The organism is Peribacillus sp. R9-11, from assembly GCF_031345095.1.
In the GTDB taxonomy this organism is placed as follows: Bacteria; Bacillota; Bacilli; order Bacillales; family DSM-1321; genus Peribacillus; species Peribacillus butanolivorans.
Window position 1 is genome coordinate 2,361,749 of sequence record NZ_CP133763.1, and the last position, 25,433, is coordinate 2,387,181.

Sequence of the window (25,433 nt, forward strand, 5' to 3'; positions counted from 1 at the left end):
ACTTTTTGAGAGCTTATTAAGAGTGAATCAAAAGCGCTGAAAGCTAGCAGAGATTCTGCCTAACTTCATCACTTTTTTCATAAAAAAACGGATAATTATGTGGTATGGCGAAGCCAAAGTGATATGGGCAGAATGTCGTTGGAGACCCAAGTGGTAATAAAAGAGGATACTAAGTAGTAAAACAATCTCTTTATTTAGGTTCGAAAATGGTTTTCTTTTTTTGACTTTATACTGATAAGTTTACGCATTAAAATAAGTTAGAGAATAGATACAACATTAAATAGTAGTTATTAAAGCCAAGGTCAGCGATTTGTATAGTCGCTGACCTTGGCTTTTTTCATGTAAGTCTGACATGGTGGTTAGCTTTTATCAAAGTGTGCCATGGTGACGGAAAACTGAAGGCAAACGGACAGGCTGAGTATCGTAATTAGCTTGGTTAACAAAGTAAAGATCTTATTTACAATGGCAAGTTAGGAGAACTTTTCACTTTATAGAGAAAGTAAACAATATCAATGAAATTACTCGGGGACTTTATACCTTTACCTCTATGGAATAGGATACAAACCGACGTTATTAGCAAAAAGTATACTTTTAATACCCGTTATCTCTCCATTCCTCCGGATGGTACTTTGGTTAAGCCTTTCTTCTTTATTCCATTAAGTTACTTTTTGTTTTTAGTGGTATTATCGAATTATTGTTTGTGGCTTTAGATTTAGATCAATAAGTCTTTAAGCCCCTCCATCAAAAAAGCCAATCTCCTGTACGTTAATAAAATTGGCTTTTTTATTTTATTTATTAATTAGTTTGTTTTATGAACACGGAAATGGTCGGTTCTTTTTCGTAACTAAACAACCTTTTTTATCGTTTGGTAAAAACACCACACTTCTCCATATAAACTCCTCTATATCTCCATATAGACTCTAGATTAGTCCTGTACATTAGAGATATCAAGGAGGTAATAAAAATGAATTTTATCAAACGCGCACTTTTAAGTGTACGAGCAAGAAAGGGAAAATCCCTTATCTTATTTGCTGTTTTTTTAGTTGTTACTAATTTAGTATTAGCAGGATTCGCCATGCAAAATGTCACAGACACAGCGAGTGATCTCGCTAGAAAAAAATTGGGAGTTGACGTAACGCTAGGATTAAATCAAGAAAAGCTTCCAAAATATATTGAAAAACAGAGAGAAGAAAATCCTAATGAGCCAGTACAATTTCCAGAAATTTCTTCAGAGGAAGCAGATAAGTTAGCTAAATCACCCTATGTGAAAAATTTCAACTATCTAAAAGAAACTCAGGGTTTAGCAGATGGTTATATTCCCATTAATATTGAAGGAAATGAAGACGTGATGAGTAGTTCCATAGCTGGTGGAGGCAACCCTGATAGAGAAATGCCAAATCTATCAATTACCGGCGTGAGAAGCTCTGATTTATTGAAAGAATTTACAGAAGGAACGGAGGAAATCATTAAGGGTCGTGAAATAACAGCAGAAGACAAAGATAAGAAAGTAGCCTTGGTTGAAAAACAGTTAGCTGAACATAACAAACTTAAAGTTGGTGATAAGGTAAAAATCAAAAAAGACGATGGGAAATCGACAATAAAGTTAGAAATAATAGGGATTTATGAGACATCCAACATAACTAGCCAAATGGAAACAGCACCACCGTTGTTTCATCCATCTAACAAAATATATGTTTCGTACGAATCGTTAAAAGAATTTTCAGGAAACAAGGATATGAAGGGCACGCCAATTGATAAAGCAATTTATTACTTAACTGACCCGAATCATATCGATGCTTTTAAAGCAAAGGGAAAGAAAACAGACATTGATTTTGACCTTTTTAAACTAGATGCTCATGATGCCTTATATAAAAAAATGATAGGCCCTATTGAGAACATGGCATCCACTTCAAAATGGATTATCTACCTGGTTTCAATTACAGGATCCATTATCTTAGGTCTTATCATTATGTTGACCATAAAAGAACGACGGAAGGAGTTAGGAATCTTACTGTCGATTGGCGAGAAAAAAGGGAAATTAATTGGCCAACTCTTAGTAGAAGTATTATGTATAGCAGTTCTAGCATTTAGCCTCTCTATATTTACAGGTGGGACAGTGTCTCAAAAAATGGGAGACAGTTTATTGCAGAAAGAAATTACCGCTGAAGAGCAAGAAAATAATCCTAGGGAACAAACAATTATGTTTGGGATGAATGATGACCAAGGTCAAGAAGTGGATCCTATTGATAATATTGATGTAAGTGTAACATCCCAAGATGTGCTGAAAGTAGGTGGATTAGGTCTATTAATCGCAATCGTATCAACCATTATTCCAGCATTATCGATTCTTCGATTGAAACCAAAAGAAATTTTATTAAAAGATTAATAGGAGGGATATACACATGGACACTATTTTACAGTTTAAAGATCTGAATTACCATTATCAAAGCAATAATAAAAAAATCACTATATTAGATAATGTAAACTTTGCGTTTCAAGCCGGACACTTTTATACCATTTTAGGACCATCGGGATCAGGAAAAACAACGACCCTTAGTTTAGCAAGTGGATTAGATATCCCAAGTAGAGGGAATGTAGTATATAAAGGAACAGATATAAGGAAGATAGGTTTGGATTCCTATCGAAACCAACATGTCTCGATTATCTTTCAATCATATAATCTCATTACGTATATGACTGCTCTTCAAAATGTAGTCACTGCGATGGAGATTACAGGAGTCGATGTGAAAGACAAAAAAGCAAAAGCACTTGAGTTATTAGAAAAGGTAGGGCTGACAGAAGGAGAAGCAAAAAGAAAGGTATTACAGCTTAGCGGTGGTCAGCAACAGCGTGTAGCGATTGCTCGTGCATTATCTTGTAATGTAGATTTATTAATTGCTGATGAACCAACTGGGAATTTAGATCAAGAAACTTCCATGGGAATTATCGAGTTATTTAAAGAACTTGCTCATAAAGAAAATAAATGTATCATTGTCGTCACTCATTCACAAGAGGTGGCTAAACAATCTGATAAAGCGGTGTATCTCGAAAAAAGAAATTTAGTAATCAAAGAGTTGTAAGGCAAATAAATAGTAGAAGTTACAACTCGTTTCGGTAACACTGTTAGATAAAAAAAGAAATATAACTAAGTAATATAAATTTAATTAGAGAACATGTTCAACTACATGAAAAAGGAATGAGAAGATGTGGATGAAAGTATGGATTAAAATTGCAACATCCATTGGTTTAATAATAATAGGTCTTTTAATTGGTTCGTTTACAAACTTGATGAATTTAGGGGATAATCCAGAATTGAATGAAAAAGAAAAAGATAGTTATCAAGATTTATTTCAGGATAATCCAGAGGTGTTTTTCCCTTCCAATCAAGATGAAATGGGACCAAATCAGGGAGACATGTCCCCAAATCAGGGAGACGTGTCCCCTCCTAATCAAGGAGGGTCTGAGGAAGGCTCTACAAAGGGGGAAGCAAAGCCCTATTAAGGTTCAGAAGATAGGCAAAAATGAAAGAAGAGCATTAGGAAATATTCAGAAGGTAAAAATAATGCAGTCTCCAATGAATGAGTATGAGTAAAAAAATACATGCTTAAAGATTCTATATTTTAAAATATAGAATCTTTTTTGCTATGTACTTCGGTTATTTAATCATTTACTTTGTTTCTTTTCGAGTATATGAACAATTTGGAAATTTAATTCAACTAGACATAACATCACTCATATTTAGTTATAAGTGTTTATGATTATGTAAATTCATAGAAATTAAATAAAAGTCTGAATCTCATTTCATCCTATAGAAATGGGATTCAGACTCTTTTTTTGTTTACTTTATGGATAATGGAATGGTAACTAAAAATTGTACACCCTGTTCAGTATTATTCATAGAATACGTGATAAAAAGGGCTTCAAAAATTTGCTTTACAATATATAACCCTAAGCCACTCCCCCCAGTATTTCGATTTCTTGATTTTTCAATTCGATAAAATGGTTTGAAAATATGTTGTATATCCTCTTCTTTAATTTTTACACCCGTATTGATGACTTGAAATTGGATGTGGTGTTGTTTTGAATCCTGAGTTAGCTTTATATATACTTTCTCACCATGCGGTGAATACATAATCCCATTATGAATAATGTTTTTACAGGCTTTTTCTAAAAGAGCACGATCTGTAAAAACAGAAAGGTGAGAACCAATCTGTTTTATTATTTGAATGTCTTTTTGAGAAGCAAAAAAACCGAGATTTTTTGTGATTATATTAATTAATTCCTCGAGATTTACTTCTTCTAATTTTAGTTTAAAGGTATGTTGTTCCAATTTGGATATACCTAGAATCTCACGAACAAGTTGTTCCATATCCTGAACGGTTTGAAAGTTTTTTTGTAAATATGTGTCCCGGTCTTTATAGGGACCGATATTATACATCATTCCTTCTAAGTGTCCTTTCATAACAGTGAGAGGAGTCTTTAATTCATGAGCTACAATTGAAAAAAATTCCCTGCGTTTTTTTTCTATTTCTCTTTCTTTTTCAATGTCGCTTTGTAATTGCTGATTCGCTTTCTGTAAATCAAGCATAGTTTGTTGTAAATTAAGTGACATATCATTTAAACTATTGGATAATTCCTCTAATTCATCATTGGAACGAACCTCAATTTTTTCGGAAAAATCCAAGTTCGCCATCTTTTGTGCCCCTCTATTAATATAAATGAGTGGTCTTGTAATAAACCTCGAATATAAATAAGCACTTCCGACACCAATAACAACTACAATGATACTGATATAAGGAAGGAAACGTACCAAGACCTGTGAAGCTTCATTAATAGGTTGAAATGTTGCGGATACTACGAGCGTTAAGTTACCATCTTGGAATTGGATTGGCATGGCAACATCAAATGAATTGGAAAGGTTATTTGAATTTCTTAATGGCTTTGTATTATCGAATTTTACACCTGGTAATGCTTGAGCACTACCTTGAATAAAAGATAAAAAAGGAGAATAAATTATTGCTCCTTCATTATTTTGAAGGTAGATGATTGCATTATTTTTTTGAGCGTATTCATCAAAAAGTGGTATTGCATTTTGAAAAGAAAGTTCCTTAGATTTATCAATTATTTCTTCTATTCCTGTTTGAAGCTGGTCTGTTTTATACTGCTCATAAAATGTAGGGAGAAAGAAGTATAAAGTTAAATAGATCAGGACTGCAAAGGCTAACAAAATAAGGGATGTAATCAAAAAGAGTTTATAGGTAATCTTCTTCATCTTCATGATTTTTAATATCTTATTCATCGATTTTGTAACCAATTCCCTTTACTGTTTTAATGTAGGGTATTTCTAATTTTTTTCGTATGTTTTTAATATGTGTATCGATAATTCGTGTTTCTCCGTAGTACTCGTATCCCCAAACTTTTTCTACGATGCTTTCTCTTGTGAGTACTTTTTTCTCATTTTGAAGGAGTAGTTGCAGCATCTCAAATTCTTTTGTTGTTAAAGGTATTTCAACCTTATTTACATATACTTTATATGCATCACAATCAACATGCATTTCTTTAAAAACTAAATGATTAGCTGTACTTTGATCATAGCTTCTCCTCAGTACTGCTTCGACTCGTCTAATCAAAACATGAAAAGAAAAAGGTTTAGTTATATAATCATCGATTCCAAGATCAAAACCTTTCATTTGATCTTGTTCTTCTTCTAAAGCGGTTAGCATAATAATTGGTACATTTGACTGGTTTCGAATCATTTTGGCAACTTCAAATCCGTTAAGGTTTGGCATCATCACATCCAAAAGAATTAAATCAAAGGATTGCTTATTATATTGTTTCATTCCCTCTAATCCATCTGATGCAACCTCAACAGTATAGTGTTGTGTCATTAAAAATTGTTTAATTAATTCCTGAATCTCATGATCATCCTCTACTACAAGAATATGATAGTTCCTCATGGTATCACCTCTTGTATCATTATAACCGTGTTATATGGAGTTAATGTGGAGAAGCATTCGATATTATACATACAATAAATAAGGAGACTTAATAGGAAAACTATATTTATTTTTTACCAGCTAAATTCTTTCTTTATTAAATGCAAAGCTGCTGTTGATGGCTCATCATTCAGATGAGAGTCGAATAAGTAGAAAAAATCAGCACCGTATTTAACTAAAGCACTCAATTGTTAATAGGAGAATGCAAAACAAGTTAGTAAATATTAATGAAGAAACTAGGTTCTTAACTCCATCACCACCATAGAAAGGATATGTTTCTTTTCTATTATTCATCAGTATTATAAGGATGGATAAAGCCAGTACTTAAATCAGCTTTCTTTTTTAAACAAACGGGTGCAAGAGTTTAATAAGTCGCTGCTGATGATCCCTTTCTTATCGAGCTAAAGGGGCAGAAAATTAATTTCATCAAATAACCATTGATTTTTACTTGCTGGTTAATATAAAATAATTCGAAATAATCTAATTTTTAAAATTCTATGAAGAGAAAGAGTACGTTATAGTTTCTGTTCCAAAGAGAGCTGGTGTTTTGCTGGAAGCCAGTGTCCAGATAATAACCGAAAATCATCTCTGAGAAGTAAAGCCGAATGTATTAGTAAGCTTTATCGGTTTCCTCCGTTACAAGGAACAACGTATGATTGTACGTTTGTAAGGGTAGTAAAGTGCTTTCGAAGCATTTTATTAAACAAGAGTGGTACCGCGAGTTAAAATCTCGTCTCTTAATGAGACGGGATTTTTTGTTTTTTAATCCTTTTTAAATCAATGAAAATAAATGTAAAGAGGTGAAGGTGTAATGAAGACACTATTATTCGTAACAGATTTATACTATGAAGCAAAAGGAAGAAATTATTATGAGGAGGATTTGTTCCTTACTTCGAAGCTTAGAGAAGATTTTCAGGTGGTCATTTGTCATCCTGAAGATACCGAAACGTTTGAAAAAGATTTTGACTTAACTGTATTTCGAAATGCTGGTCCAGTAGCGAATTTTAAGGATAAGTATCAAGCATTCCGAAATAGAGTAGTTTCTGGTTATTTGAAAACATACAATTCATTTAACGGAATGGCTGATATGAACGGGAAGGAATATTTAATTGAATTAACGAATGCTAAATTTCCTGTTATTCCAACTATCGATACTCTTGATTCTTTAGATAAACTCCCTAATGTAAAAACGTATATTGTAAAGCCGAAAGATGGTGCAGATTCTATCGGTATGGAATTTGTCACGAAAGATGATTTGAGAGATAAAGTTGATTCAGAATCAAAAAACACATTGGTACAGCCATTTATCAATTTTGAGTATGAGGTTTCATTTTATTTTATCGATAAAGAATTTCAGTATGCTCTTTATGCACCAGATAAAGAGCAAAGATGGGAATTAAAAGAATATGTGCCTACTGAAGAAGATTTAACTTTTGCTAACCGATTTATTGAATGGAATAATCTTGATTGGGGGATTCAACGAGTTGATGCTTGTCGGAATGAACAAGGTGAACTTTTATTAGTTGAATTAGAAGATTTAAATCCCTATCTTTCCTTGTTAGAATTATCTGATGAAACACGTCAGAACTTTGTAGAAGCAATGAAAAAATCATTACAGAAAGCTCTTCAAGCTTAAATCAAGATGTTTTACCAAGGGACCTTATTAATATGGTCCTTTTTTCTTTGTGAAAAATAAACAGCATGTTATAACAGGTCTTTAAATAAAAAAAATCTTCTCTTATTCCACTACTGAGTGTTTTCGTATAAAAGTACTTTATGGAGGCGTTCAAATATGTGGCAAGATTATAAGATTGTTTTTGCGGATTATCAAATCAGAGCAAATGAAACTGTTTTATGTTATGAAGGCCAGATTTTTCCCCTGATGTCCCTGATAAAATTACATAACTCTGAAAAGTATCCGTGAAACACGTTTTGCTTAGGGGAGGGGTCTCGGAGTCATTTATTAATAAGTTCAGTCGAGTATATAATTTAATTCATACTTGACATATGTGTTTAATATAATTTAGTATAAACTTAAATATTCAAACTAATAAAATGTGCTGACTAGATTACTAGAGGCTCTCTATTCAAGATGAAGTGTATCTTGGACAGAGGGCCTCTTTTGGCTATAGAAATCAACGGTATGGAAGGAGGTGGAACAGGAAGAAAACGCGTTTTACAACTAAAATTAACAATATAATTCTTTGTTACATACCACTATTCAACGAAATGATTTGATTATAAAAGGAGGCTACATCTTGGGAAAATTATTACGTAATGCTCTAAATAATAAAAAGGTTTTCCTGATAAACAAGTTAATTAATGAAGGGATTTATAAGAAAAATAACACTCATTTATTTGAAATGACTTTATCTGATTTACAGGAAGAATATAATAAAATTAGTGATAAAAAAAAAGATGAGCGTTTGAAGCATTAAACGTATTCCGATAATAACCCAGGGTAAGATCATCTAATTTTAGTTAGTTTTAAAGATTATGGGATATCTACCTTTTGAATTTCAATTAATTTAGTGGAGTATTTTTTCTTAGGAGTTGTTTGTTTACATGAATTTACTTTGTAAAACTTATTCAGAGAGGTGAAGGAAAAGGGCCTTTGAAACTTCTAGCAAAGATTTTTTTAGAATTCCGTGCTACCACAATCTAGTTTAAGGCGTACCTCTCATTTTTGAAGAAGGTTTTTTAAATCCTTTACAATTCTACAAACGATGAAAAGGAGAAGGTCATATGGGGTATAAAATTTGCGAAGATATGGAAGAAATAAGGCGAAAATTAATTAATAAACTGATTGTCTTTAATGTATATAAGAGTAAGGAACAACTGTTGAACTTATCTTTAAAAGAGTTAGAAAATGAATACAAAAGAATTCAATTAGATAGTCACCCTCATTGTGATACGGGTTCGATACATTGGACTAATAAAAAATATTAAATGAAGCTGTCGGGTAACAAAGGCAAAAAAAATAAAGAACTGTATCAAAAGATAAAGAGAACAATCCAAATGAATGAGATTTTATTAGTCCTTTCGATGGAAAGTCGGATTTTCTTTGATGGTAGTACTGTACCAATGATTTAGCTTGTTCGCTAATTTTACTATTAGAATATATGATTGGATGTTCATTAGGACTTTGACTTGTTGTTGTTCTATTTGATACGTATCCTTTACATGTTGCTCAATGGTTGTCCGGAGTTATGTCTATAGTTGTTAATTTTATATTGTTGGATTTTAGGGGAGATTACCTTTTAAATGTGCAGCAAAAAGTTGAAGAAAAGTGCATAAGGTGTATTGACAACGTGAAGTATGCCCGCTAATATAAAACATAGTAATAACATAGGAATAGTTAATATATGGTTTGCCGGTCAACCGGAGACAATTTCTGATTTTGTAGAAGATGTCTCTGGTTTTTTGTTTTTTTTAAACCTTATACTATCAAATATTTATTGTATTATCAGTTTTCAAAAAGTCAGAAAAGGAGACAAATAACATGAACAAAAAAAGAATCTTATTAAATGCATTTGATATGAATTGTGTTGGACATCAATCACCAGGTTTGTGGGTACATCCTGAAGATCAATCACATCGCTATAATGAGATTGAATATTGGGTGGAGTTAGCGCAAACATTGGAGAAAGGACGGTTCGATGGTTTGTTTATTGCGGATGTAATCGGGATTTATGATGTGTATGGTAGAGATAAAAAAACTACAGTTCGTGAAGCAACACAAGTTCCGGTAAATGATCCAATTCTGCTCGTTTCAGCAATGGCTAATGAAACTAAACATTTAGGATTTGGAATCACATGCTCGACAACGTTTGAACACCCATATACGTTTGCAAGAAGAATGTCTACATTGGATCATCTAACGAACGGGCGAATTGCTTGGAATATTGTTACTTCCTATTTAGAAAGTGGAACGAAAAATATCGACATCGGTAATAAATTTCAACATGCGGAAAGATACAATATAGCCGATGAATATTTAGAAGTTTGCTATAAATTGTGGGAGGGCAGCTGGGAAGACGATGCAGTTGTGAAAGATAAAGAGAAGCGAATCTATACCGATCCAACAAAAGTTCACGAAATCAACCATCATGGTAAATATTTCGATGTGCCAGGCATTCATTTGTGTGAGCCTTCACCACAAAGAACTCCTGTTTTGTATCAAGCTGGCGGATCTGCAAGAGGCCGACAATTTGCAGGCAAACATGCAGAATGTACATTTATTTCTGGTCCTGGAAAAGAAGCGATTTCTTTATATGTTAAAGATGTTAGAGCACAAGCTAATTTGCAAGGAAGAGATCCAAAAAGTGTGAAAGTTTTCGCATTACTTACACCAATTGTGGGACGAACAGAAGAAGAGGCATGGGCAAAATATGAAGAGTTATCGAAATATATAAGTTATGAAGGAGCCCTTTCCTTACTAAGTGGGTGGTCAGGAGTTGATTTCTCTGAATATGATCCTGAGCAAGAAATTGAATATATTGAAACAAATGCAATTAAATCAATGCTCGAAAGTTTGACAAAAGCAAGTACTAATAAAAAATGGACAGTACGTGAGTTAGCGAATTTTGCTGGTATAGGTGGAATGGGTCCCGTGGCAATCGGAACACCAGAGCAAATTGCTGATACGCTAGAAGAATGGATTGAGGATACGGATATCGATGGATTTAATCTTGCATATGCGATAACACCAGGAACTTTTAAAGATTTTGTTGAACTTGTCATACCAGAACTTCAACGAAGAGGATTAGTGAAAATGGAATATGAAGAAGGGACTTTCAGAGAAAAGCTATTTGGAAAAAAAGCTCGTTTACCAGAAAACCACGTAGGGAACCAATATAGAAAAGTTGGTCTTCAAGAGAGCTCAAAATGATTTACTACATAAAAAGTATTTGATTAAACAAAATGATAAACGTCATCCTACTGCATGTTATTGATGCTTTTGTCATGAAAGGAACTACACAGTAATATGAGCAAGTTTAATACTATTTAATTATTTTTTTATAAATAAATACGACTAATATGATGTGAATAATTGTATTTAAAATATAATTAAAGGAGTTTTTTAAAAAATGTCTAATCAAAAACAATTAAATTTAGGTGTTAACAAAGATCGTTTAACTTCACTAACTTTTACTGAACCAGTAAAAGTTGGCTCTGCTGAATTAGATCAATTGATTACAGATATTGCAATAGATGCTGAGAACCGTCGGAGTTCTGGTAGCGAAGCACGCCCTTATTATGCAATCGATTTAATCCGACGAACCCGACTTGGTGCTCTTCGTTTACCGGTTGAACTAGGGGGTGGCGGTGCTAGTATTCGTGAACTTTTCCATGTCATCATTCGATTAGCTGAAGCCGATCCAGATATCGCGCATAGCCTTCGTTCTCATTTTTCCAATGTGGATGAATTACTTCGAAATCCTGCAAGTGAACAACGTGATACGTGGTTACAAAGAATAGCAGATGGAGCAATCATTGGCAATGCTTTTACTGAGCTTTCATCGAAAAATGTGGGGCATTTGGCCTTTGAAACAACTTTGTCCCCTGAAGGTGAGGGTTACCGATTGAACGGCACGAAGTACTTTAGTACAGGTACCATGTATGCTGACTGGGTATTTGTTACGGCATCTACCTTAGATGGAATACCTGTATCCGTGATCATCCCAACTGATCGTGAAGGTGTCATAATAAAAGACGATTGGGATGGAATCGGACAAAGATTGACTGGGAGTGGCACGACACATTTAAACAATGTTTTCGTCAATAAAGGTGAAGTGACTGTAATCCGTGATGACAGGACGCCATTCAATTCATATTTACAGCTTTATCTCCATGCGGTTATTTCAGGCATATTGCGTAATGTAGTTGCAGACGCATCAGCTTTGGTTCATAAACGAACTCGAACATTTAGTTTTGCTGCTGCAGACACTGCATCTGCAGACCCGCAACTACAACAGGTTGTTGGACAGCTCTCAAGTAGTGCGTTCGCGTCCGAAGCGATTGTTCTCGCTGCTGTAGATGCACTGGACATTGCTGTGAATTCAGCGGTCGACGGCGTGATTGACTATGATTTAAGTCATGATGCTTCACTTCGGGCGGCTCAGGCTAAGGTTATTGTGGACGATCTTGCATTGCAAGCTTCTACGTTACTTTTTGAAGTGGGAGGAGCATCTGCAACCAGAAAGTCAGCGAATCTCGATCGTCACTGGCGTAATATCCGTACCATAGCTTCTCATAATCCAACTGTCTACAAAGCACGTGCTATAGGTAATTACGTTGTGAATGGTACTAAGCTTCCGCTGAAGCAAATTTACTTTTAAGTAGATGGGTTGCTATGGACATTAAGCGATCTACTAAAAGTTTTCTCCTTGTATTCATTATCATATAGAGTTTGATATAGATAAGTCTATAATTGTGAGTTTTCTATCTATAAACAAAAAGTTGGAGGATATAAAAATGAGCAATGCAGCATTAGAAAAAAATATAAATTCAAGAGCGTACATCCAGGAAATTAGAGAAAAGATTAGACCGATTGTTGAAAAAGTAATTAAACCAAATGCAGATATGATTGATAGAGAAGGCATGTTTCCACGAGGGAATTTACAGGCCCTAGCAAAAGAAGGCTGGACTTCGGTAACGATTCCTGAGAGATGGGGAGGCTTAAACCTAGGTTATGTAGGTTTGTCCGTTGTGGCAGAAGAAATTGGCAGGGTAGATGCGTCTACAGGTCTTGTATATGCGATGCATGTTGGTGCAGCTCAAGTAATTAATATTTTTGGTAATGATAATCAAAAAGATCGGTGGTTATTGCCTATTCGTGAAGGTGCTATCGGTACTTTTTCAGTAAGTGAAAAAGCTACTGGGGGGCATGTTTGGTATAACTTAAGTCAGGCAGAACGAGACGGTGAAGATTTTATTCTAAATGCTGAGAAGTCATTTACTACAAGTGGAGGACAAGCGGATTTTTATGTCGTTCAAACCCGTACCGCAAATAGTGACGACCCGAGTGATCATAGTTTTTTTATTGTGAATGGTCATGATGAAGGGATAAGAGCAAAACCTTGGAAAGCATTAGGTGTACGCGGAAATCATAGTGGACCACTTACGTTTAAAAATGTGAAAGTAAGCCATCGTGATTTATTGAACGCTGCTAGCGGAGATATATTGAATGGCACCGGTACTGTCCTCGGTTTAAGCGCAGTATGGCTTGGTGTGGCGCAAGGTGCTCTAGATGCCGCGGTAGCACATGTAACAAAAACGATTCATAAAGGTTTCAACAAAAGCCTAGCAGAATATCAAGTAATTCGTCAAAAATTGGCTGAAATTAAAATTCAAATTACAGGACTAAGAGCTTGGCAACTTGATTTAGCTAGACATTATGATGAGTTACTTGAGACCAACCAACCTTTAACTCAACTTAATACTGAGGTAACAGAACTTAAAGTTCAATCCACAGAATTAGCAGATTCTGCAGCTCGGGTTGCAATGGACGTAGCAGGTGGTTTTGGTTACATCGAGGGGGTTTTTGAACGAATTTACCGCGATGCTAGAGGCGGAATCCCGATGGCTCCTTCAAATAATTTGGCCCGCGAACAAATAGGTAGGGAGTTAGTTAATTTACCACTTGTGCTGTGGGGAGATGGAAAATAAATTAAAAAATTAGGTAGAAAGAATATGTATTCTAATAGTAGAAAAATCTGCTATATGGATAGATTTATTTCTTGATGTTTTTAACAACTACTAAATTTGGAATTTAATATTTTGTTTACTGGATAACCAGAGACAGTTTCTAAATACGGAATTCGTCTCTGGTTTTTATTTGTTTTCTTAGCTGAATATACAAATAGTTTGGCGGATGAAAGCTTTATACCAACATAAAACCATTTATTAATGGCCAGATGAACAACATTTGCTTTGTGATAATTATCTAAAGAATTGGAGGATCGATAATGGCAAAAGTCCTTGATCGAGTTTATACAGTGAAAGAAGAAATGGTCAATGTACGAAATAAAATTGAAGCTAAGTCAATTGCTTTTGATTATGACGGTGTAGAAATTCTAAAAAATATAGATTTAACGATTAAAGAAGGGGAATTTGTCGTCTTTATGGGTCCTAGTGGTTCTGGAAAAAGTACTCTTCTTCGCTTATTAACAGGGTTAGCTCAACCAAAGAAGGGTGAAATACTTGTCAACGGACATTCAATAGCAAAATCCTTACCAGATAGTGCAGTTGTATTTCAGGATTATTCTTTGTTCCCTTGGCTAACGGCAGAAGAAAATATAATTCTTGCTTTAAAGCAGAAATTAAAAAAACCAAAAACAAAACAGGAATTGGAGCACTTAGCCCAAAGTTATCTTCTATTAGTCCAGTTAGGTCATGCGTTTAAAAAATATCCAGGAGAAATGTCAGGTGGGATGAGGCAGCGTGCAGCAATTGCGAGGGCGCTATCTTTAGGATCAGATTTAATGTTCATGGATGAGCCTTTTGGTGCCTTAGATCCAGTAACAAGAATTCAGCTACAAGATCTGATTCTCCAAGTGAATTATGAGCAGCAGCGTACTATCGCATTTGTTACACATGATGCTGAAGAGGCTATTATTTTAGCGGATCGAATTGTGATATTTTCACCTGGACCACCTGGAAGTCTTGTTGAGACTATTAATGTACCTTTTCCTAAGCCAAGAAATCGTAAAAAGTTAATAGAGAGTTTAGAGTTTATTGAATTAAGAAATTATATTTTAGACATTATGAACAAAGGAATCTTTGAAAAATTAGAACAAGGTCATGAAATCCGTTCAGCAGGAGAAGGAATATAAATAATATTAAAAATGATTAGGAGGATGGTTGCGTGAGAAAGCGAAAGTGGTTATTCGGTATTGTGATGTTCTTTGCTTTAACGTTAGTAGCTTGCAATGGTGATGAAGAAAAAGCATCTACGCAAGAGAAAACATATAAATTAAAGGTTGGATATGGTCAATTATATGGAGCTCCTCTAGCAGATATTGCTAGAGCTGAAGGGTTTTTTGAGGATGAAAATTTAGAGGTAGAAATGGTTTCCTTTACTAGTGGGGGATTGGACGCTTTACAAGCTGACAAAATAGATATTGCATTAACATTTGGTACAGCAACACCTTTAAACTATATTGCTCAAGGTGCAGATTTTAAATTTGTTGGAGGTCATATGGAAGGTGGACAGCCGGTTGTCACAAAAAAAGAAAATGCAAGTCAATATAAAACATTAGAAGATTTCAAGGGAAAGAAAATTGCGACTATTCGTTTAGGAACACTTGATGTTGTCTTTAAGTCAGCGCTAGATGATGCTGGAATTGATATTCATAAAGATGTTGAATTTGTAGAAGTAAAAAGTGTGGCAGATGTACTTGAAGCTGTTAATTCTGGAAAAGTAGATGTTGGACTTTCCAATACAGGGCATATGACAAAAACAGAGGCATTAGGATTAACCCCTATTTTTTGGAGTAATGATCTAAGTCCAAATGATCTTTGCTGCCGAGTTACCGTAAGAGGCAATATAACTGGTGATAAGGCAGTTGCTTATAAGAAATTCATGAAAGGGCTAATAAGGGCAGAACGTGTAAAATTAGAAAATCCAAAGAAAAATTTAGAAGCCTCGAAACCTACTTTTAAACAATTACCTGAAGAAAGAGTGAACGAAATAGTTAATGAGAAACATTTAATCAATTCTGCAGACCCAAACAAAAGGGAAGTTATTAACACGTGGAAAAAAATGCAAGATATTGGGTATATTTCAGACGTAGAAACTATTAATCTAGAAAATCACTTCGATCTTTCTATGTATGAAGAAGCATTAGATGAGCTGATTAAAGGGAATCCAAATGATGAATATTATAAACAAGTATTACAAAGATATAATGAGCAAAACTTAGACTTCAAATGATAAGGAGAATATGATGAAAAAGTTTTTTTCTATCTATATATATACAACGATAATTACAATTGCTTTACTCGCCTTATGGTTTTATATAACAAATTTCACGGGATGGTTAAGCCCAATTATCTTCCCATCTCCAGAAATAGTTGTTATGGCATTCTTTAAAGCATTAATTGAACTATTTCAAGGATTTGTAAGTTCTATGAAATTATTAGTCCCAAGTTTTGTGCTAGCTCTAATACTAGGAATTGGCGGGGGACTGTTCTTTGGTCTTCATCCAAAATCAAGGAAAATCTTAACACCATTTTTTAATGCTTTTAGTCCACTGCCTTTAACATTATTTATTCCATATGCTATTGCTTTGTTACCAACATTTGAATTAGCGTCTATTTTCATTCTATTCCTTGCAGCTTTTTGGCCTATTTTTCTAGGCACGATTCAAGGTGTGTTATTGGTTGATAATCATTTTTGGGATAATGCAAAAACAATCGGGTTACAGCAGAAAGATTTGATTTTAAAAGTAATCATTCCAGCAAGTTCGCCATTTATATTAAGTGGTACAGGAACAGCACTTAATTTATCTTTTCTAATTTTAATGACCGCAGAAATGTTTGGAGCTAAATCGGGGATGGGCTACTTTATCCAGTTCTACACTGATTTTACTCAATATGATTATGTTTTAGCTGGATTAATTTTTAATAGTATCGTTATCTTATTGGTTATGTTTACTTTTGAAAAAATCAAAAAACGTATTCTTTTTTGGACAAACTTGAAAAATGAGGCCAATTAAGAGAAAAGAAAAAATACGAAGAGGAAACGAAGAAGACTAAGAAGTTTAGTTAAAAGAATGATGATGAGGTTCTCTCTGCAATTTTAATTTTAATAGATTATAGAAGAGAATTTACTTTTGATGAAGGAGCTATTTTGTGAAATCGATAATATTTATACTATCAATTTTTTTGTTAATAGGATGTTCGGATTCAGGTAATAAACAACAATTAGAGCAACCGAAATCGTTGAAGGTATTATTGGAAAGTAATCCTAAAAAAATTAAGATCAATGAAGCTGTCGCTTTTACTGCAGAAGTGAAATATGGGACCGAAAATGTTAGCAAAGAGGCTGAGGTTCAATTTGAAATTATTGAAAATGGAATATCAATTGGATCAGTCTTTCCTAAAAATAAGGGAGATGGAAAGTATTTGTTAGAAACAAAGTTTTTTGATCAAGGACAGAAAAAAGTGATTGCACATGTTAGCTATAAAACTTTGCATGAAATGCCGGAGCTATCTTTCCAGGTAAGTAATTGAGAGGGGCCAGGTCATTCTAATGAGTAAAGGAAAAAAGCCAGTGAACTTCTTAATAAAAAGTTTAGTGACTGCGATTTTAGTGTTAGGACTTGGTTATACAATTTACACGAATTTAATTATTAAAAAAGAAGCAGTAACTATAGATCAAAGTAATCTTGCTCCTGATTTTACTTTGCAAGATTTAAAGGGTAATGAAGTAAAACTTTCGGATTATCGTGGAAAAGGTGTGATACTTAACTTTTGGGCAACCTATTGTCCACCTTGTGAAAAGGAGATGCCTTATTTGAATAACGTCTATCAAGAATATGAAGATAAGGGAATTGAAATTCTAGCTGTAAATGCGCAAGAACCTAGAATCATAGTCAGTCCATTTGTCTTAGAAAAAAAATTGAGTTTTTCCATTTTACTTGATCGGACTGGGGAAGCTATTGAGCAATATAAGGTTAATAATCTCCCCGTTACATATTTAATTAATGAAGATGGTGAGATTACTCAAACCATTTCTGGAGAACTGACAGAAAAGAAGGTTCGTAGTTATGTAGAAAGCATTATTCCGAATTAATGACTAGAGAGATTGTATTGATGCAAACCAAACACGTGTTTTTATGGCTTGTGAAAAATGAAATTGTAAAAAACGAATAAATAATTTGAATAATTAGATAGTAGTGGATTACAAAAGAGAAAAAGTCTCAGAATTATAGATTTCAAATAAAAAGGGCGTTTTGAAAATATAAAAATGAATTTATTTCATAGAATGGAGACGAATTAACATGACTAAACCCCTATCATTTTCTGCTTTTGTTATGAATACAGCATCTCACATCACTCACGGAATGTGGCGTGATGAAGAAGGTCATCAGTTGAACTTTAACGATGTAGATCTTTGGGTATCTTTGGCTAAGAGGCTTGAGGAGGGTGGTTTTGATGCCATTTTTTTCGCAGACGTAATCGGTTTGTACGGTGACCACCGTGGCGGTTGGGATTTTCATGTTGAAACCGGTTTGCAAATACCCAGTAATGACCCAATAGTATTAATGTCCGCTCTTGCAGTGAATACAAAACATCTAGGATTAGCTTTTACTGCAGCTCCACTGCAGGAACCTCCCTTTAATTTTGCTCGCCGAGTTTCAACGCTCGATCATATCTCTAAGGGGCGTATTGCTTGGAATATGGTTACTAGTTCGTTGGAAAATGCTTTTCGAAACTTTGGTTACGATGAACTTGTCCCACATGATGAGCGATACAAGTGGGCAGATGAATATGTAGATGTATTGTATAAACTTTGGGAAGGTTCATGGGATGAGGGAGCGCTATTACAAGATCGAGAGAGTGGAATTCATGCAGCTCCAGCAAAGGTTCATAAAATAAACCATGTTGGTGAGCGCTATAAAGTCGAAGGTCCGCATCTTGTTTCACCATCACCACAGCGAACGCCAGTGTTGTTTCAAGCAGGATCATCGCCTGCCGGCCGAGACTTTGCTGCTCGAAATGCTGAGGCTGTCTTTATTGTAGCCCCTGATCCTGAAAATGCTCGTAAGCTAATCAATGATACTCGACGTCTAGCTATTCAAAATGGTCGGGATGGTAATGATATTCACTTTTATCAAGGGTTGTCTTTCGTCGTTGGGGAGACCGAAGAAGATGCTCGGCGTAAAGAATTTGAACTAGATAATAAGGTTGATTTCGATATGATGATCGCTCATATGGCAGGGGGTATGGGGGTTGACCTAGGAAACGTTGGGCTTGATACACCGCTTGAAAATATCGAAACTGAGGGAATAAGAAGCACATTCGAATGGTTAAAGCAAAGCACACCAGGACGTACGCCTAATGTTAAAGACATTGCCCAAATGCGTAGTAGAACGACACGTATCGTAGGAACTCCTGAAACAATTGCTGACCAGCTTGAGCTGTGGAGCAATGCAGGCGTCGATGGAATCAATGTAATAAATGCAACCATTCCAGGGTCTTATGAAGAGTTTATCGATCAAGTAATGCCTGTTCTTCGCCAGCGTGGTTTAGCTCGTGCTGAGAACGGTGAACCAGCTACACTTCGTCATAAGCTTTTTGGAGTAAATCGTCTCAGCGAGCGTCACCCTGCTGCACGATATAGAGGTGCTTTTGCCTCTAAAGAAGGTATTCAACAGTAATTAAGTTGTTTTCAGATGACACTAGTGCTCAACCGGATGACGCATAAATAAATAGACAATTTTAATTTATAGTCTGAAAAAGGTATGAGGGCAATCACCTCATACCTTTTTTGATTTTATTGCAATTGTTATAATGCTGTTTTTTTTTGGATCCTATTTATACATATAAACAAAATTAAATGTGAACATTGTCATGATTTTAATAAGGGGGCACAAAAAAAACTTGAGTAAGTAGGCGATGAAACCGTACATTGATACGCCATTTTTCACTCCAAAATCAAAGCAGATATATAAATATTGGACCTGCTGTTAATCAAATTTGCTCATTTTACTAGTAATAAAAAGATAAACAGCAATGCCTCCAAAACTAATAAGTGTACCTACTATTAATTGGGTGTCATCATGAAGTGCAAATTGACTTAGCAAATAATCCGGTAATGTTAAAAGTGCTAAAATAATAATGACGATCCATGATCTAGCCCACCACGAGATTGCAATAAGAAAAACAAAAGTAATAATTGCTGTAATATTCGTCCACGTAGTCCCAAATTGAATCACAGGTGTTTCAATTATTCTATTAAAGAAAAACAAGCCAATATACAGACCAAGCGGAAGCATCCCAAGTACATAATAAATTGCAAATTCTTTTCCTCTAGAAATATTATTTGCAGAAACATACTTAAACGCACTAAAGATGCCCAATATGAAAATCGCAGCAATACATACATGACCGATTAATTCCAGTAGTGAATAGGAAAGGTTTCCTTTGATTAAATCATTGATAATTGTGAAAGAAAAAGCACCAAAAATGATAATGACGATATATTTAAACCAAGATCGGTAATCAGTAGTCATCTCGTTTGATATCTGATCCATGTATTCTTTAGGTGATTGGCCAATAATGTTGTCGATTGACTTCCCTTTTTTCTCTGCTTCCATAAGATGAACCTCTAATTCTTCCACAATACTTTCAATTCCATCTGAATTCTTTCCACTGGAAAATAAATAAACTCGAAGATCCTCTAAGAAAGATTTGCTTTTAGAAGATAGATTTACAGCTGTACTTTTCAACTCTTCATCCCCTTTTTGGATTATTTAAACTAATCATTTTTTGCTTCATGGTTTAAAACCCGATTGACATTGCCCTTCAAATATTCCCATCGTTCCATAAAGTTTATTAATTCCTGTTCTCCTTTTCGGGTCAGGGAATAATATTTTCTTTTAGGCCCAGCAGTTGATTTTTTTAATGTAGATGTTACCAGTTCTTCTTTTTGCATACGCATCAATAAAGGGTAAATGGTTCCCTCACTAAATGAATTAAATCCATATCCCTCTAATTTTTCAGCTAACTCATATCCATATACTTCTTTATCTTTGATGATTGCCAATAAACACCCGTCCAATATCCCTTTCATCATCTGTGTAGTGGTCAAATGAATGTCACCTCTTTCCATGTCTTGCAATACAAGGTATATAATTATTATGAAGATGAATACCTTGTAATGCAAGATAATATTTAATTATTTTTATGTGAATTGCGGTGAGTTACAAAATTACTTACACGCTAAGGGTTATTTTATAAGTGGTTTATAAGGTAGTATCGAAACGACCATTAAGGGATACTCAACAATGATATTGTCGTCTGATATAACCAAAATTTTTTTTGAAAAATAATTAATTATCCGCATTGTACTCATTAAGAAACAGGATTACCTGAAAGTGATTCACTAGGTACGTAAATATTAGATGTGAGGGGATCTTTTGCATTGAAGTTAATTGAAATTTCTTAATCCCCGAATTCGAAAGAAATGAATAGTACTAAGAAATCTTTTTACACTAGTACCGTGTTTTCTTAATATTCCATATAAGTGTATCAACACCTTTAGAGAAATGAAAAATTGGTTTGACTTCAGTAAGGTCAAAATTAAAGGGAGTAAAAAGTGTATTCCTACATATCTCTGCCTCTACTGTTTGTAACGGCCAAGGACGATGGTGTATTTCTCCGCAATAGATATTGACTCCATTATCCGTACTATACAAGCAATATCGCTCAGTGAGCCAATGTTCTAAAGTTCCTTTTTTAGGAAAAAAAACTTCTGGTAAAGGAGTGTATTTTACATTAAATCTAATTGGAGTATTTGTTTTTCCTTTACGAATACTTTGACAATGAAAGGTTTGTCCTTTTTTTTCAAAAGAAATTTGTGCAGAATAATAGGGCAAACGAAACCATTTCTTGGCTATTGTATAGGAGGCCCAGTCCTCGACGTCAAGAGACATGAAAAAGATACCGGGTTTACCATCACATTGAACATACGTTCTTACATTGATTTCTGAAAATTTAGGGGTTAGTGATACAGATGACAATCCACGAGGATAAATTCCCTCCATAACGAAAAGAATAACTCCCAACCAGGCATATCCATCAAAGGTGTCAATTTCTAAATGTGGAGGAATATGTGGTCTCAGTGTTTCAGCTGGAATAGGCCAATGGGAAAACAAGAGATTTCTCCAAGGTTGTCGCATAATCCATTTTTTTGAAGGTATTGGCCACGGACGGTGAGCGTTATCATCTAGTAAGTTCATGAAAAGTATCTCCTTTATCTTTATATTAACTTAGCTTAGGGGACAAAAAAATCAGAAAATCATTTGGTGTAGCTTTTAAAACTACAGGTATTTTTCAATTGCTCGTGACTTACCCCCTACAAAGCGGTGAGTGATATCATTATAAAAAACACAATTTACCTTTTTTTGGAAATAACAACAATATTGAACCGTTTAATTAAATTGAATGTGGAGAAGTGAATATGTCGAACATTCTATCCTATTTATCTTTTGTTATGATTGCAATAATATTTGTCCTATTTTTATTTATGCTAGTTGGTTGGCGTTGGATTATGAAACGTATAGTTAAGAAGATGGGAAAAATCATTTTAACCGACAGCTATCAAGAAAATATTATGGAGTTGATGCCAGGCCTAAGACATATGGGCGTTCAAAATATGCTTGAAAATAGCTTGCGTGCAGAAACAGGCGACTTACTGCATCGCCCGCTTGGCTCTTCAAAAAAATGGCCACATTTGGATCCAATTACCTTTATCCCTGCACAAACGACACCGTTTCCTATTGATGGTGAAGAAGACGTTGATGTCAAGGTAACCATTGGACCAAAAGCAAAAAAACCAATGAAAATAAAAATTCCTCTTATGATTACAGGGATGGCCTATGGTATCGCACTTAGTGAACAAACGAGGCTTTCTTTGGCGGAAGCAGCAAAAAATGTAGGAACCGCGATTAATTCCGGAGAAGGCGGAGTAATACCTGAAGAATTAGATAAAGCAGGAAAATATATTTTACAATTTTCAAAAACAGAATGGTCAAAGGAAGAAGATCTTATTAAGCGTGCCGACATGATTGAAATTAAGTTCGGACAAGGAGCATTATTTGGGATGGGTGGGAAAATTTCACCCAAAAATTTAACAGGTCGGGCTCGTGAAGTGATGGGGCTAAAAGAAAATGAGGATGGAGTCATTTTTGAACATTTTTTTGAAAATCAAACATTGAAAGATATAAAAAAACTCGTTAACGAACTTCGGAGTATAACTGGTGGTGTTCCCATTGGTGTAAAAATGGGGGCAGGGGGGAAAATTGAAGAAGATATAGATCATTTAATTGAACTTGGTGTTGATTTCATAACGATTGACGGCGGCCAAGCAGCCACACATGGTGCACCACCGATTTTATCCGATGACATGGGAATACCAACATTGCATGCAGTTGTCCGGGCTGTTAATCATTTAGAAAAGAGAAAAATGAAGGGACAAATTAGTTTAATTGTCTCAGGAGGGCTATTAGTACCTGGGCACTTTTTAAAAGTACTTGCCCTCGGTGCTGATGCTGTTTATGTAGGATCTGCTATATTATTTGCTGTCTCCCATAATCAAGCATTGAAGTCTCTTCCCTTTGAACCACCTACACAAGTTGTTTGGAATCAAGGTAAATTCAAGGATCAATTTAAGATAGAAGATGGAGTAAAAGCAGCAGAGAAATTCTTTACAGCAAGTATAGAAGAAATGAAAACCGCATTAAGAGCGATGGGGAAACGATCTTTAAAAGAGTTGTCAAAAAAAGATTTAGTTTCCTATGATGAATTGACTGCTAAAATGGTTGGAATTCCATTTTCATTTGAACCTTGGGAAGACAAACAAGAGAAATAAGTGAATACGTGCCTACGTACCTATTAGCAAATTTACGAAAAATAGCAACAGAATTATTTATACCAACTTGTTTCATAAGCTTTTTGGGCAGAGGGATCCAGAGATGCTAAGTTTATTATTCCTTTGGCAAATCCAAATACCTTTGTAAATCATAAGGCTTTAAAAAGCATAGTTCTTAAAAAAGAGTTTGTTTAGTCATCAATTATTCCACCTTTACCTTGTCCATATTTTTATATGCATGATAAAGGTAAATCTATGTTGGTTATTATAATGGAACACCAAAAGCTGCCGAGGAGGCAGCTTTTTTTTCTTTCCGATAAGGTCGTTCATGTAATTACTATTTTTACTAAGGTTCTGACTGATTATAGATTTTATTTCTTTTTTTCAACTATCTTATTAAGTAATTGTAAGCGGTGATATATCTACCTCATCTCACTAATAGGTTTTTGATTAAGTAAACTAAAATATCAAATTAGACTAAGGTTTATAGCAAAAGCTTGTCTCCATTCATAGGATAAAGAAAGGCTGAAATCAATGTTATTGGATTCAGCTTTCCCAAACGGGTTTTAAGTGTGGTTTCCCTTATTTGTCATGACAAAAAAAGGCGATGCTTCCGCCCGTTTTAGGGTTAATATGAAGGGAGAGGCTAGAATTGCCAAATGTTCAGTTAGTACCCTTCCAAGTAGAAGGAATAACAGAAATCACTTCGGAAGTTCCAAGAGGTATTAAAATGATTCGTGCACGCTCTATTTGGAGAGAAGGGTTTAAGGGTGAGAACATAGTAGTAGCCGTAATCGATTCAGGATGCCAACCAGATCACCCTGATTTAATTGGTCAAATTATTGGAGGATATAATTTCACGGAAGATTATTATGGTGATCCTTTCAACTTTGCCGATAATAACGGACATGGGACTCATGTCAGCGGAACCATTGCAGCAGCAGAAAATGGTTTTGGAGTTGTAGGTGCAGCACCTAAAGCGAAGTTGCTGGTACTTAAGGTTTTAAATGGATCAGGAGAAGGAACAACAGAAAGCATTACTTCAGCTATTAATTACGCTATCAATTGGACAGGCCCTAAAGGTGAAAAAGTACGGGTTATCTCTATGTCATTAGGGGGACCGGATGATGACCCGGCCTTACATTCGTCGATTATAAACGCCGTTCAATCTAATATAATGGTCGTGTGTGCCGCGGGTAATGAAGGCGATGGTATTGCCGAAACAAACGAGTACAGTTATCCAGCTGCATACCAGGAAGTTGTGGCAGTAGGCTCAGTTAACCTGCGTGAACGTATATCTAGATTTAGTAATTCTAATGGTGAAGTGGATTTAGTGGCCCCAGGGGAGAAAATTGTATCAACCTTTCCTGGTAACCAATTTGCCGTCTTATCAGGTACATCCATGGCTGTACCACATGTGTCAGGGGCTGTTGCGCTTTTGATAAATAAATTTGAAACAAAACTTGGCCGTAAATTAACAGAGGTAGAAGAATTTAATGAACTCTTAAATAATACAGTTTCGCTGGGCAAATCAAAGACTCAAGAAGGGCATGGAATGCTGAAACTAAATCACCAGAAATTAGAAAATATAAAAAAGGCTTTAAGGGAGTTTAGGTAACCTTACAGATAGAGAAAAGGTAAGTATATGATCCTAATTTCATGTATATTGGGTTAGAAACTCAAATAAAAAGAGATACAAACCAACCCTCTGAGAGTAACTAAGGGTTTTTTTTATGTAAATTTTTTGCTTATTGAACTACCATGAATATAAAACTCTAGGTGTTACAAGTGGTTTAGAACTATTATTAAACCTAAAAAGCTACTTCAAAGATTGA

23 protein-coding genes and 1 other annotated feature are annotated in these 25,433 nt (G+C 34.9%); of the genes, 18 read left to right on the forward strand and 5 right to left on the reverse strand.

Features of this window, described 5'->3' with window-relative positions; genetic code table 11:
- Positions 1 to 512 precede the first annotated feature (512 nt).
- From RE409_RS30675 to RE409_RS11555, 4 genes are all read left to right on the forward strand, one after another.
- Positions 513 to 710 (forward strand): DUF3955 domain-containing protein, encoded by a 198-nt coding sequence (locus RE409_RS30675; RefSeq protein ID WP_377374170.1) that lies wholly within the window; start codon positions 513 to 515, stop codon positions 708 to 710.
- A gap of 254 nt (positions 711 to 964) precedes the next feature.
- Positions 965 to 2,386 (forward strand): ABC transporter permease, encoded by a 1,422-nt coding sequence (locus RE409_RS11545; RefSeq protein WP_309558982.1) that lies wholly within the window; start codon positions 965 to 967, stop codon positions 2,384 to 2,386.
- Between the two features lie 16 nt (positions 2,387 to 2,402).
- A complete protein-coding gene (locus tag RE409_RS11550; RefSeq protein WP_309558983.1) occupies positions 2,403 to 3,080 on the forward strand; it encodes an ABC transporter ATP-binding protein in 678 nt (225 codons plus the stop codon).
- A gap of 130 nt (positions 3,081 to 3,210) precedes the next feature.
- A complete protein-coding gene (locus tag RE409_RS11555; RefSeq protein ID WP_309558984.1) occupies positions 3,211 to 3,501 on the forward strand; it encodes a hypothetical protein in 291 nt (96 codons plus the stop codon).
- Positions 3,502 to 3,838: 337 nt separating this feature from the next.
- On the opposite strand, the gene RE409_RS11560 is transcribed toward RE409_RS11555, so the two are convergent.
- Positions 3,839 to 5,278, reverse strand: coding sequence for a sensor histidine kinase (locus tag RE409_RS11560; RefSeq protein WP_309559262.1), 1,440 nt, complete (start codon positions 5,276 to 5,278; stop codon positions 3,839 to 3,841).
- Between the two features lie 13 nt (positions 5,279 to 5,291).
- A complete protein-coding gene (locus tag RE409_RS11565) occupies positions 5,292 to 5,957 on the reverse strand; it encodes a response regulator transcription factor (RefSeq protein WP_201180950.1) in 666 nt (221 codons plus the stop codon).
- Positions 5,958 to 6,484: 527 nt separating this feature from the next.
- Positions 6,485 to 6,737, forward strand: a binding site (T-box leader).
- A gap of 70 nt (positions 6,738 to 6,807) precedes the next feature.
- On the opposite strand from RE409_RS11565, the gene RE409_RS11570 reads away from it, so the two are divergent.
- From RE409_RS11570 to RE409_RS11625, 12 genes are all read left to right on the forward strand, one after another.
- Positions 6,808 to 7,632 (forward strand): ATP-grasp domain-containing protein, encoded by an 825-nt coding sequence (locus tag RE409_RS11570; protein ID WP_309558985.1) that lies wholly within the window; start codon positions 6,808 to 6,810, stop codon positions 7,630 to 7,632.
- 622 nt (positions 7,633 to 8,254) lie between these two features.
- Positions 8,255 to 8,434, forward strand: a complete 180-nt coding sequence (locus RE409_RS11575; protein WP_309558986.1) for a Fur-regulated basic protein FbpA — start codon at positions 8,255 to 8,257, stop codon at positions 8,432 to 8,434.
- A gap of 307 nt (positions 8,435 to 8,741) precedes the next feature.
- On the forward strand, positions 8,742 to 8,945 hold the full coding sequence (locus RE409_RS11580) for a Fur-regulated basic protein FbpA (RefSeq protein ID WP_056522969.1): 204 nt from the start codon (positions 8,742 to 8,744) through the stop codon (positions 8,943 to 8,945).
- Between the two features lie 553 nt (positions 8,946 to 9,498).
- Complete coding sequence (locus RE409_RS11585; RefSeq protein ID WP_309558987.1) at positions 9,499 to 10,887, forward strand: LLM class flavin-dependent oxidoreductase; 1,389 nt, start codon at positions 9,499 to 9,501, stop codon at positions 10,885 to 10,887.
- Between the two features lie 199 nt (positions 10,888 to 11,086).
- Positions 11,087 to 12,337, forward strand: coding sequence for an acyl-CoA dehydrogenase family protein (locus RE409_RS11590; protein WP_201180944.1), 1,251 nt, complete (start codon positions 11,087 to 11,089; stop codon positions 12,335 to 12,337).
- Between the two features lie 136 nt (positions 12,338 to 12,473).
- The gene (locus tag RE409_RS11595; RefSeq protein WP_309558989.1) at positions 12,474 to 13,667 is read left to right on the forward strand and encodes an acyl-CoA dehydrogenase family protein; all 1,194 of its coding nucleotides are present in this window, start codon (positions 12,474 to 12,476) and stop codon (positions 13,665 to 13,667) included.
- Positions 13,668 to 13,966: 299 nt separating this feature from the next.
- Positions 13,967 to 14,833, forward strand: a complete 867-nt coding sequence (locus RE409_RS11600; protein ID WP_201254566.1) for an ABC transporter ATP-binding protein — start codon at positions 13,967 to 13,969, stop codon at positions 14,831 to 14,833.
- A gap of 32 nt (positions 14,834 to 14,865) precedes the next feature.
- Positions 14,866 to 15,933, forward strand: a complete 1,068-nt coding sequence (locus RE409_RS11605; protein ID WP_201254567.1) for an ABC transporter substrate-binding protein — start codon at positions 14,866 to 14,868, stop codon at positions 15,931 to 15,933.
- Between the two features lie 13 nt (positions 15,934 to 15,946).
- Positions 15,947 to 16,717, forward strand: coding sequence for an ABC transporter permease (locus RE409_RS11610; protein ID WP_053345668.1), 771 nt, complete (start codon positions 15,947 to 15,949; stop codon positions 16,715 to 16,717).
- 136 nt (positions 16,718 to 16,853) lie between these two features.
- Complete coding sequence (locus RE409_RS11615) at positions 16,854 to 17,234, forward strand: ubiquitin family protein (RefSeq protein ID WP_201180937.1); 381 nt, start codon at positions 16,854 to 16,856, stop codon at positions 17,232 to 17,234.
- A 19-nt stretch (positions 17,235 to 17,253) separates the two neighbouring features.
- Complete coding sequence (resA, locus tag RE409_RS11620) at positions 17,254 to 17,796, forward strand: thiol-disulfide oxidoreductase ResA (RefSeq protein WP_201254568.1); 543 nt, start codon at positions 17,254 to 17,256, stop codon at positions 17,794 to 17,796.
- A gap of 208 nt (positions 17,797 to 18,004) precedes the next feature.
- Positions 18,005 to 19,384: an LLM class flavin-dependent oxidoreductase gene (locus RE409_RS11625; protein WP_201224834.1), complete on the forward strand. Its 1,380-nt coding sequence runs from the start codon at positions 18,005 to 18,007 to the stop codon at positions 19,382 to 19,384.
- Between the two features lie 309 nt (positions 19,385 to 19,693).
- Here RE409_RS11625 and RE409_RS11630 read toward each other — a convergent pair whose 3' ends face one another.
- From RE409_RS11630 to RE409_RS11640, 3 genes are all read right to left on the reverse strand, one after another.
- Positions 19,694 to 20,455 carry an HAAS domain-containing protein gene (locus RE409_RS11630; protein ID WP_309558990.1) on the reverse strand — a complete coding sequence of 254 codons (762 nt, stop codon included), beginning with the start codon at positions 20,453 to 20,455 and terminating at the stop codon, positions 19,694 to 19,696.
- A gap of 29 nt (positions 20,456 to 20,484) precedes the next feature.
- On the reverse strand, positions 20,485 to 20,838 hold the full coding sequence (locus RE409_RS11635) for a PadR family transcriptional regulator (protein WP_053348043.1): 354 nt from the start codon (positions 20,836 to 20,838) through the stop codon (positions 20,485 to 20,487).
- 382 nt (positions 20,839 to 21,220) lie between these two features.
- Positions 21,221 to 21,967 (reverse strand): YqjF family protein, encoded by a 747-nt coding sequence (locus RE409_RS11640; protein ID WP_201224832.1) that lies wholly within the window; start codon positions 21,965 to 21,967, stop codon positions 21,221 to 21,223.
- Positions 21,968 to 22,188: 221 nt separating this feature from the next.
- Here RE409_RS11640 and RE409_RS11645 point away from each other — a divergent pair, with 221 nt between their 5' ends.
- Positions 22,189 to 23,598, forward strand: coding sequence for an FMN-binding glutamate synthase family protein (locus RE409_RS11645; protein ID WP_309558991.1), 1,410 nt, complete (start codon positions 22,189 to 22,191; stop codon positions 23,596 to 23,598).
- A 652-nt stretch (positions 23,599 to 24,250) separates the two neighbouring features.
- Positions 24,251 to 25,216: a S8 family peptidase gene (locus RE409_RS11650; protein ID WP_242486776.1), complete on the forward strand. Its 966-nt coding sequence runs from the start codon at positions 24,251 to 24,253 to the stop codon at positions 25,214 to 25,216.
- The last annotated feature ends 217 nt before the right edge of the window (positions 25,217 to 25,433 follow it).

Excerpts from the sequence above, each read along its gene's own strand:
- RE409_RS30675 (WP_377374170.1), top strand. The coding sequence starts at position 513 with ATGAAATTACTCGGGGACTTTATACCTTTACCTCTATGGAATAGGATA.
- RE409_RS11545 (WP_309558982.1), top strand. The coding sequence starts at position 965 with ATGAATTTTATCAAACGCGCACTTTTAAGTGTACGAGCAAGAAAGGGA.
- RE409_RS11550 (WP_309558983.1), top strand. The coding sequence starts at position 2,403 with ATGGACACTATTTTACAGTTTAAAGATCTGAATTACCATTATCAAAGC.
- RE409_RS11555 (WP_309558984.1), top strand. The coding sequence starts at position 3,211 with ATGAAAGTATGGATTAAAATTGCAACATCCATTGGTTTAATAATAATA.
- RE409_RS11560 (WP_309559262.1), bottom strand. The coding sequence starts at position 5,278 with ATGAAGATGAAGAAGATTACCTATAAACTCTTTTTGATTACATCCCTT.
- RE409_RS11565 (WP_201180950.1), bottom strand. The coding sequence starts at position 5,957 with ATGAGGAACTATCATATTCTTGTAGTAGAGGATGATCATGAGATTCAG.
- RE409_RS11570 (WP_309558985.1), top strand. The coding sequence starts at position 6,808 with ATGAAGACACTATTATTCGTAACAGATTTATACTATGAAGCAAAAGGA.
- RE409_RS11580 (WP_056522969.1), top strand. The coding sequence starts at position 8,742 with ATGGGGTATAAAATTTGCGAAGATATGGAAGAAATAAGGCGAAAATTA.
- RE409_RS11585 (WP_309558987.1), top strand. The coding sequence starts at position 9,499 with ATGAACAAAAAAAGAATCTTATTAAATGCATTTGATATGAATTGTGTT.
- RE409_RS11590 (WP_201180944.1), top strand. The coding sequence starts at position 11,087 with ATGTCTAATCAAAAACAATTAAATTTAGGTGTTAACAAAGATCGTTTA.
- RE409_RS11595 (WP_309558989.1), top strand. The coding sequence starts at position 12,474 with ATGAGCAATGCAGCATTAGAAAAAAATATAAATTCAAGAGCGTACATC.
- RE409_RS11600 (WP_201254566.1), top strand. The coding sequence starts at position 13,967 with ATGGCAAAAGTCCTTGATCGAGTTTATACAGTGAAAGAAGAAATGGTC.
- RE409_RS11610 (WP_053345668.1), top strand. The coding sequence starts at position 15,947 with ATGAAAAAGTTTTTTTCTATCTATATATATACAACGATAATTACAATT.
- resA (WP_201254568.1), top strand. The coding sequence starts at position 17,254 with ATGAGTAAAGGAAAAAAGCCAGTGAACTTCTTAATAAAAAGTTTAGTG.
- RE409_RS11625 (WP_201224834.1), top strand. The coding sequence starts at position 18,005 with ATGACTAAACCCCTATCATTTTCTGCTTTTGTTATGAATACAGCATCT.
- RE409_RS11635 (WP_053348043.1), bottom strand. The coding sequence starts at position 20,838 with ATGGAAAGAGGTGACATTCATTTGACCACTACACAGATGATGAAAGGG.
- RE409_RS11640 (WP_201224832.1), bottom strand. The coding sequence starts at position 21,967 with ATGAACTTACTAGATGATAACGCTCACCGTCCGTGGCCAATACCTTCA.
- RE409_RS11645 (WP_309558991.1), top strand. The coding sequence starts at position 22,189 with ATGTCGAACATTCTATCCTATTTATCTTTTGTTATGATTGCAATAATA.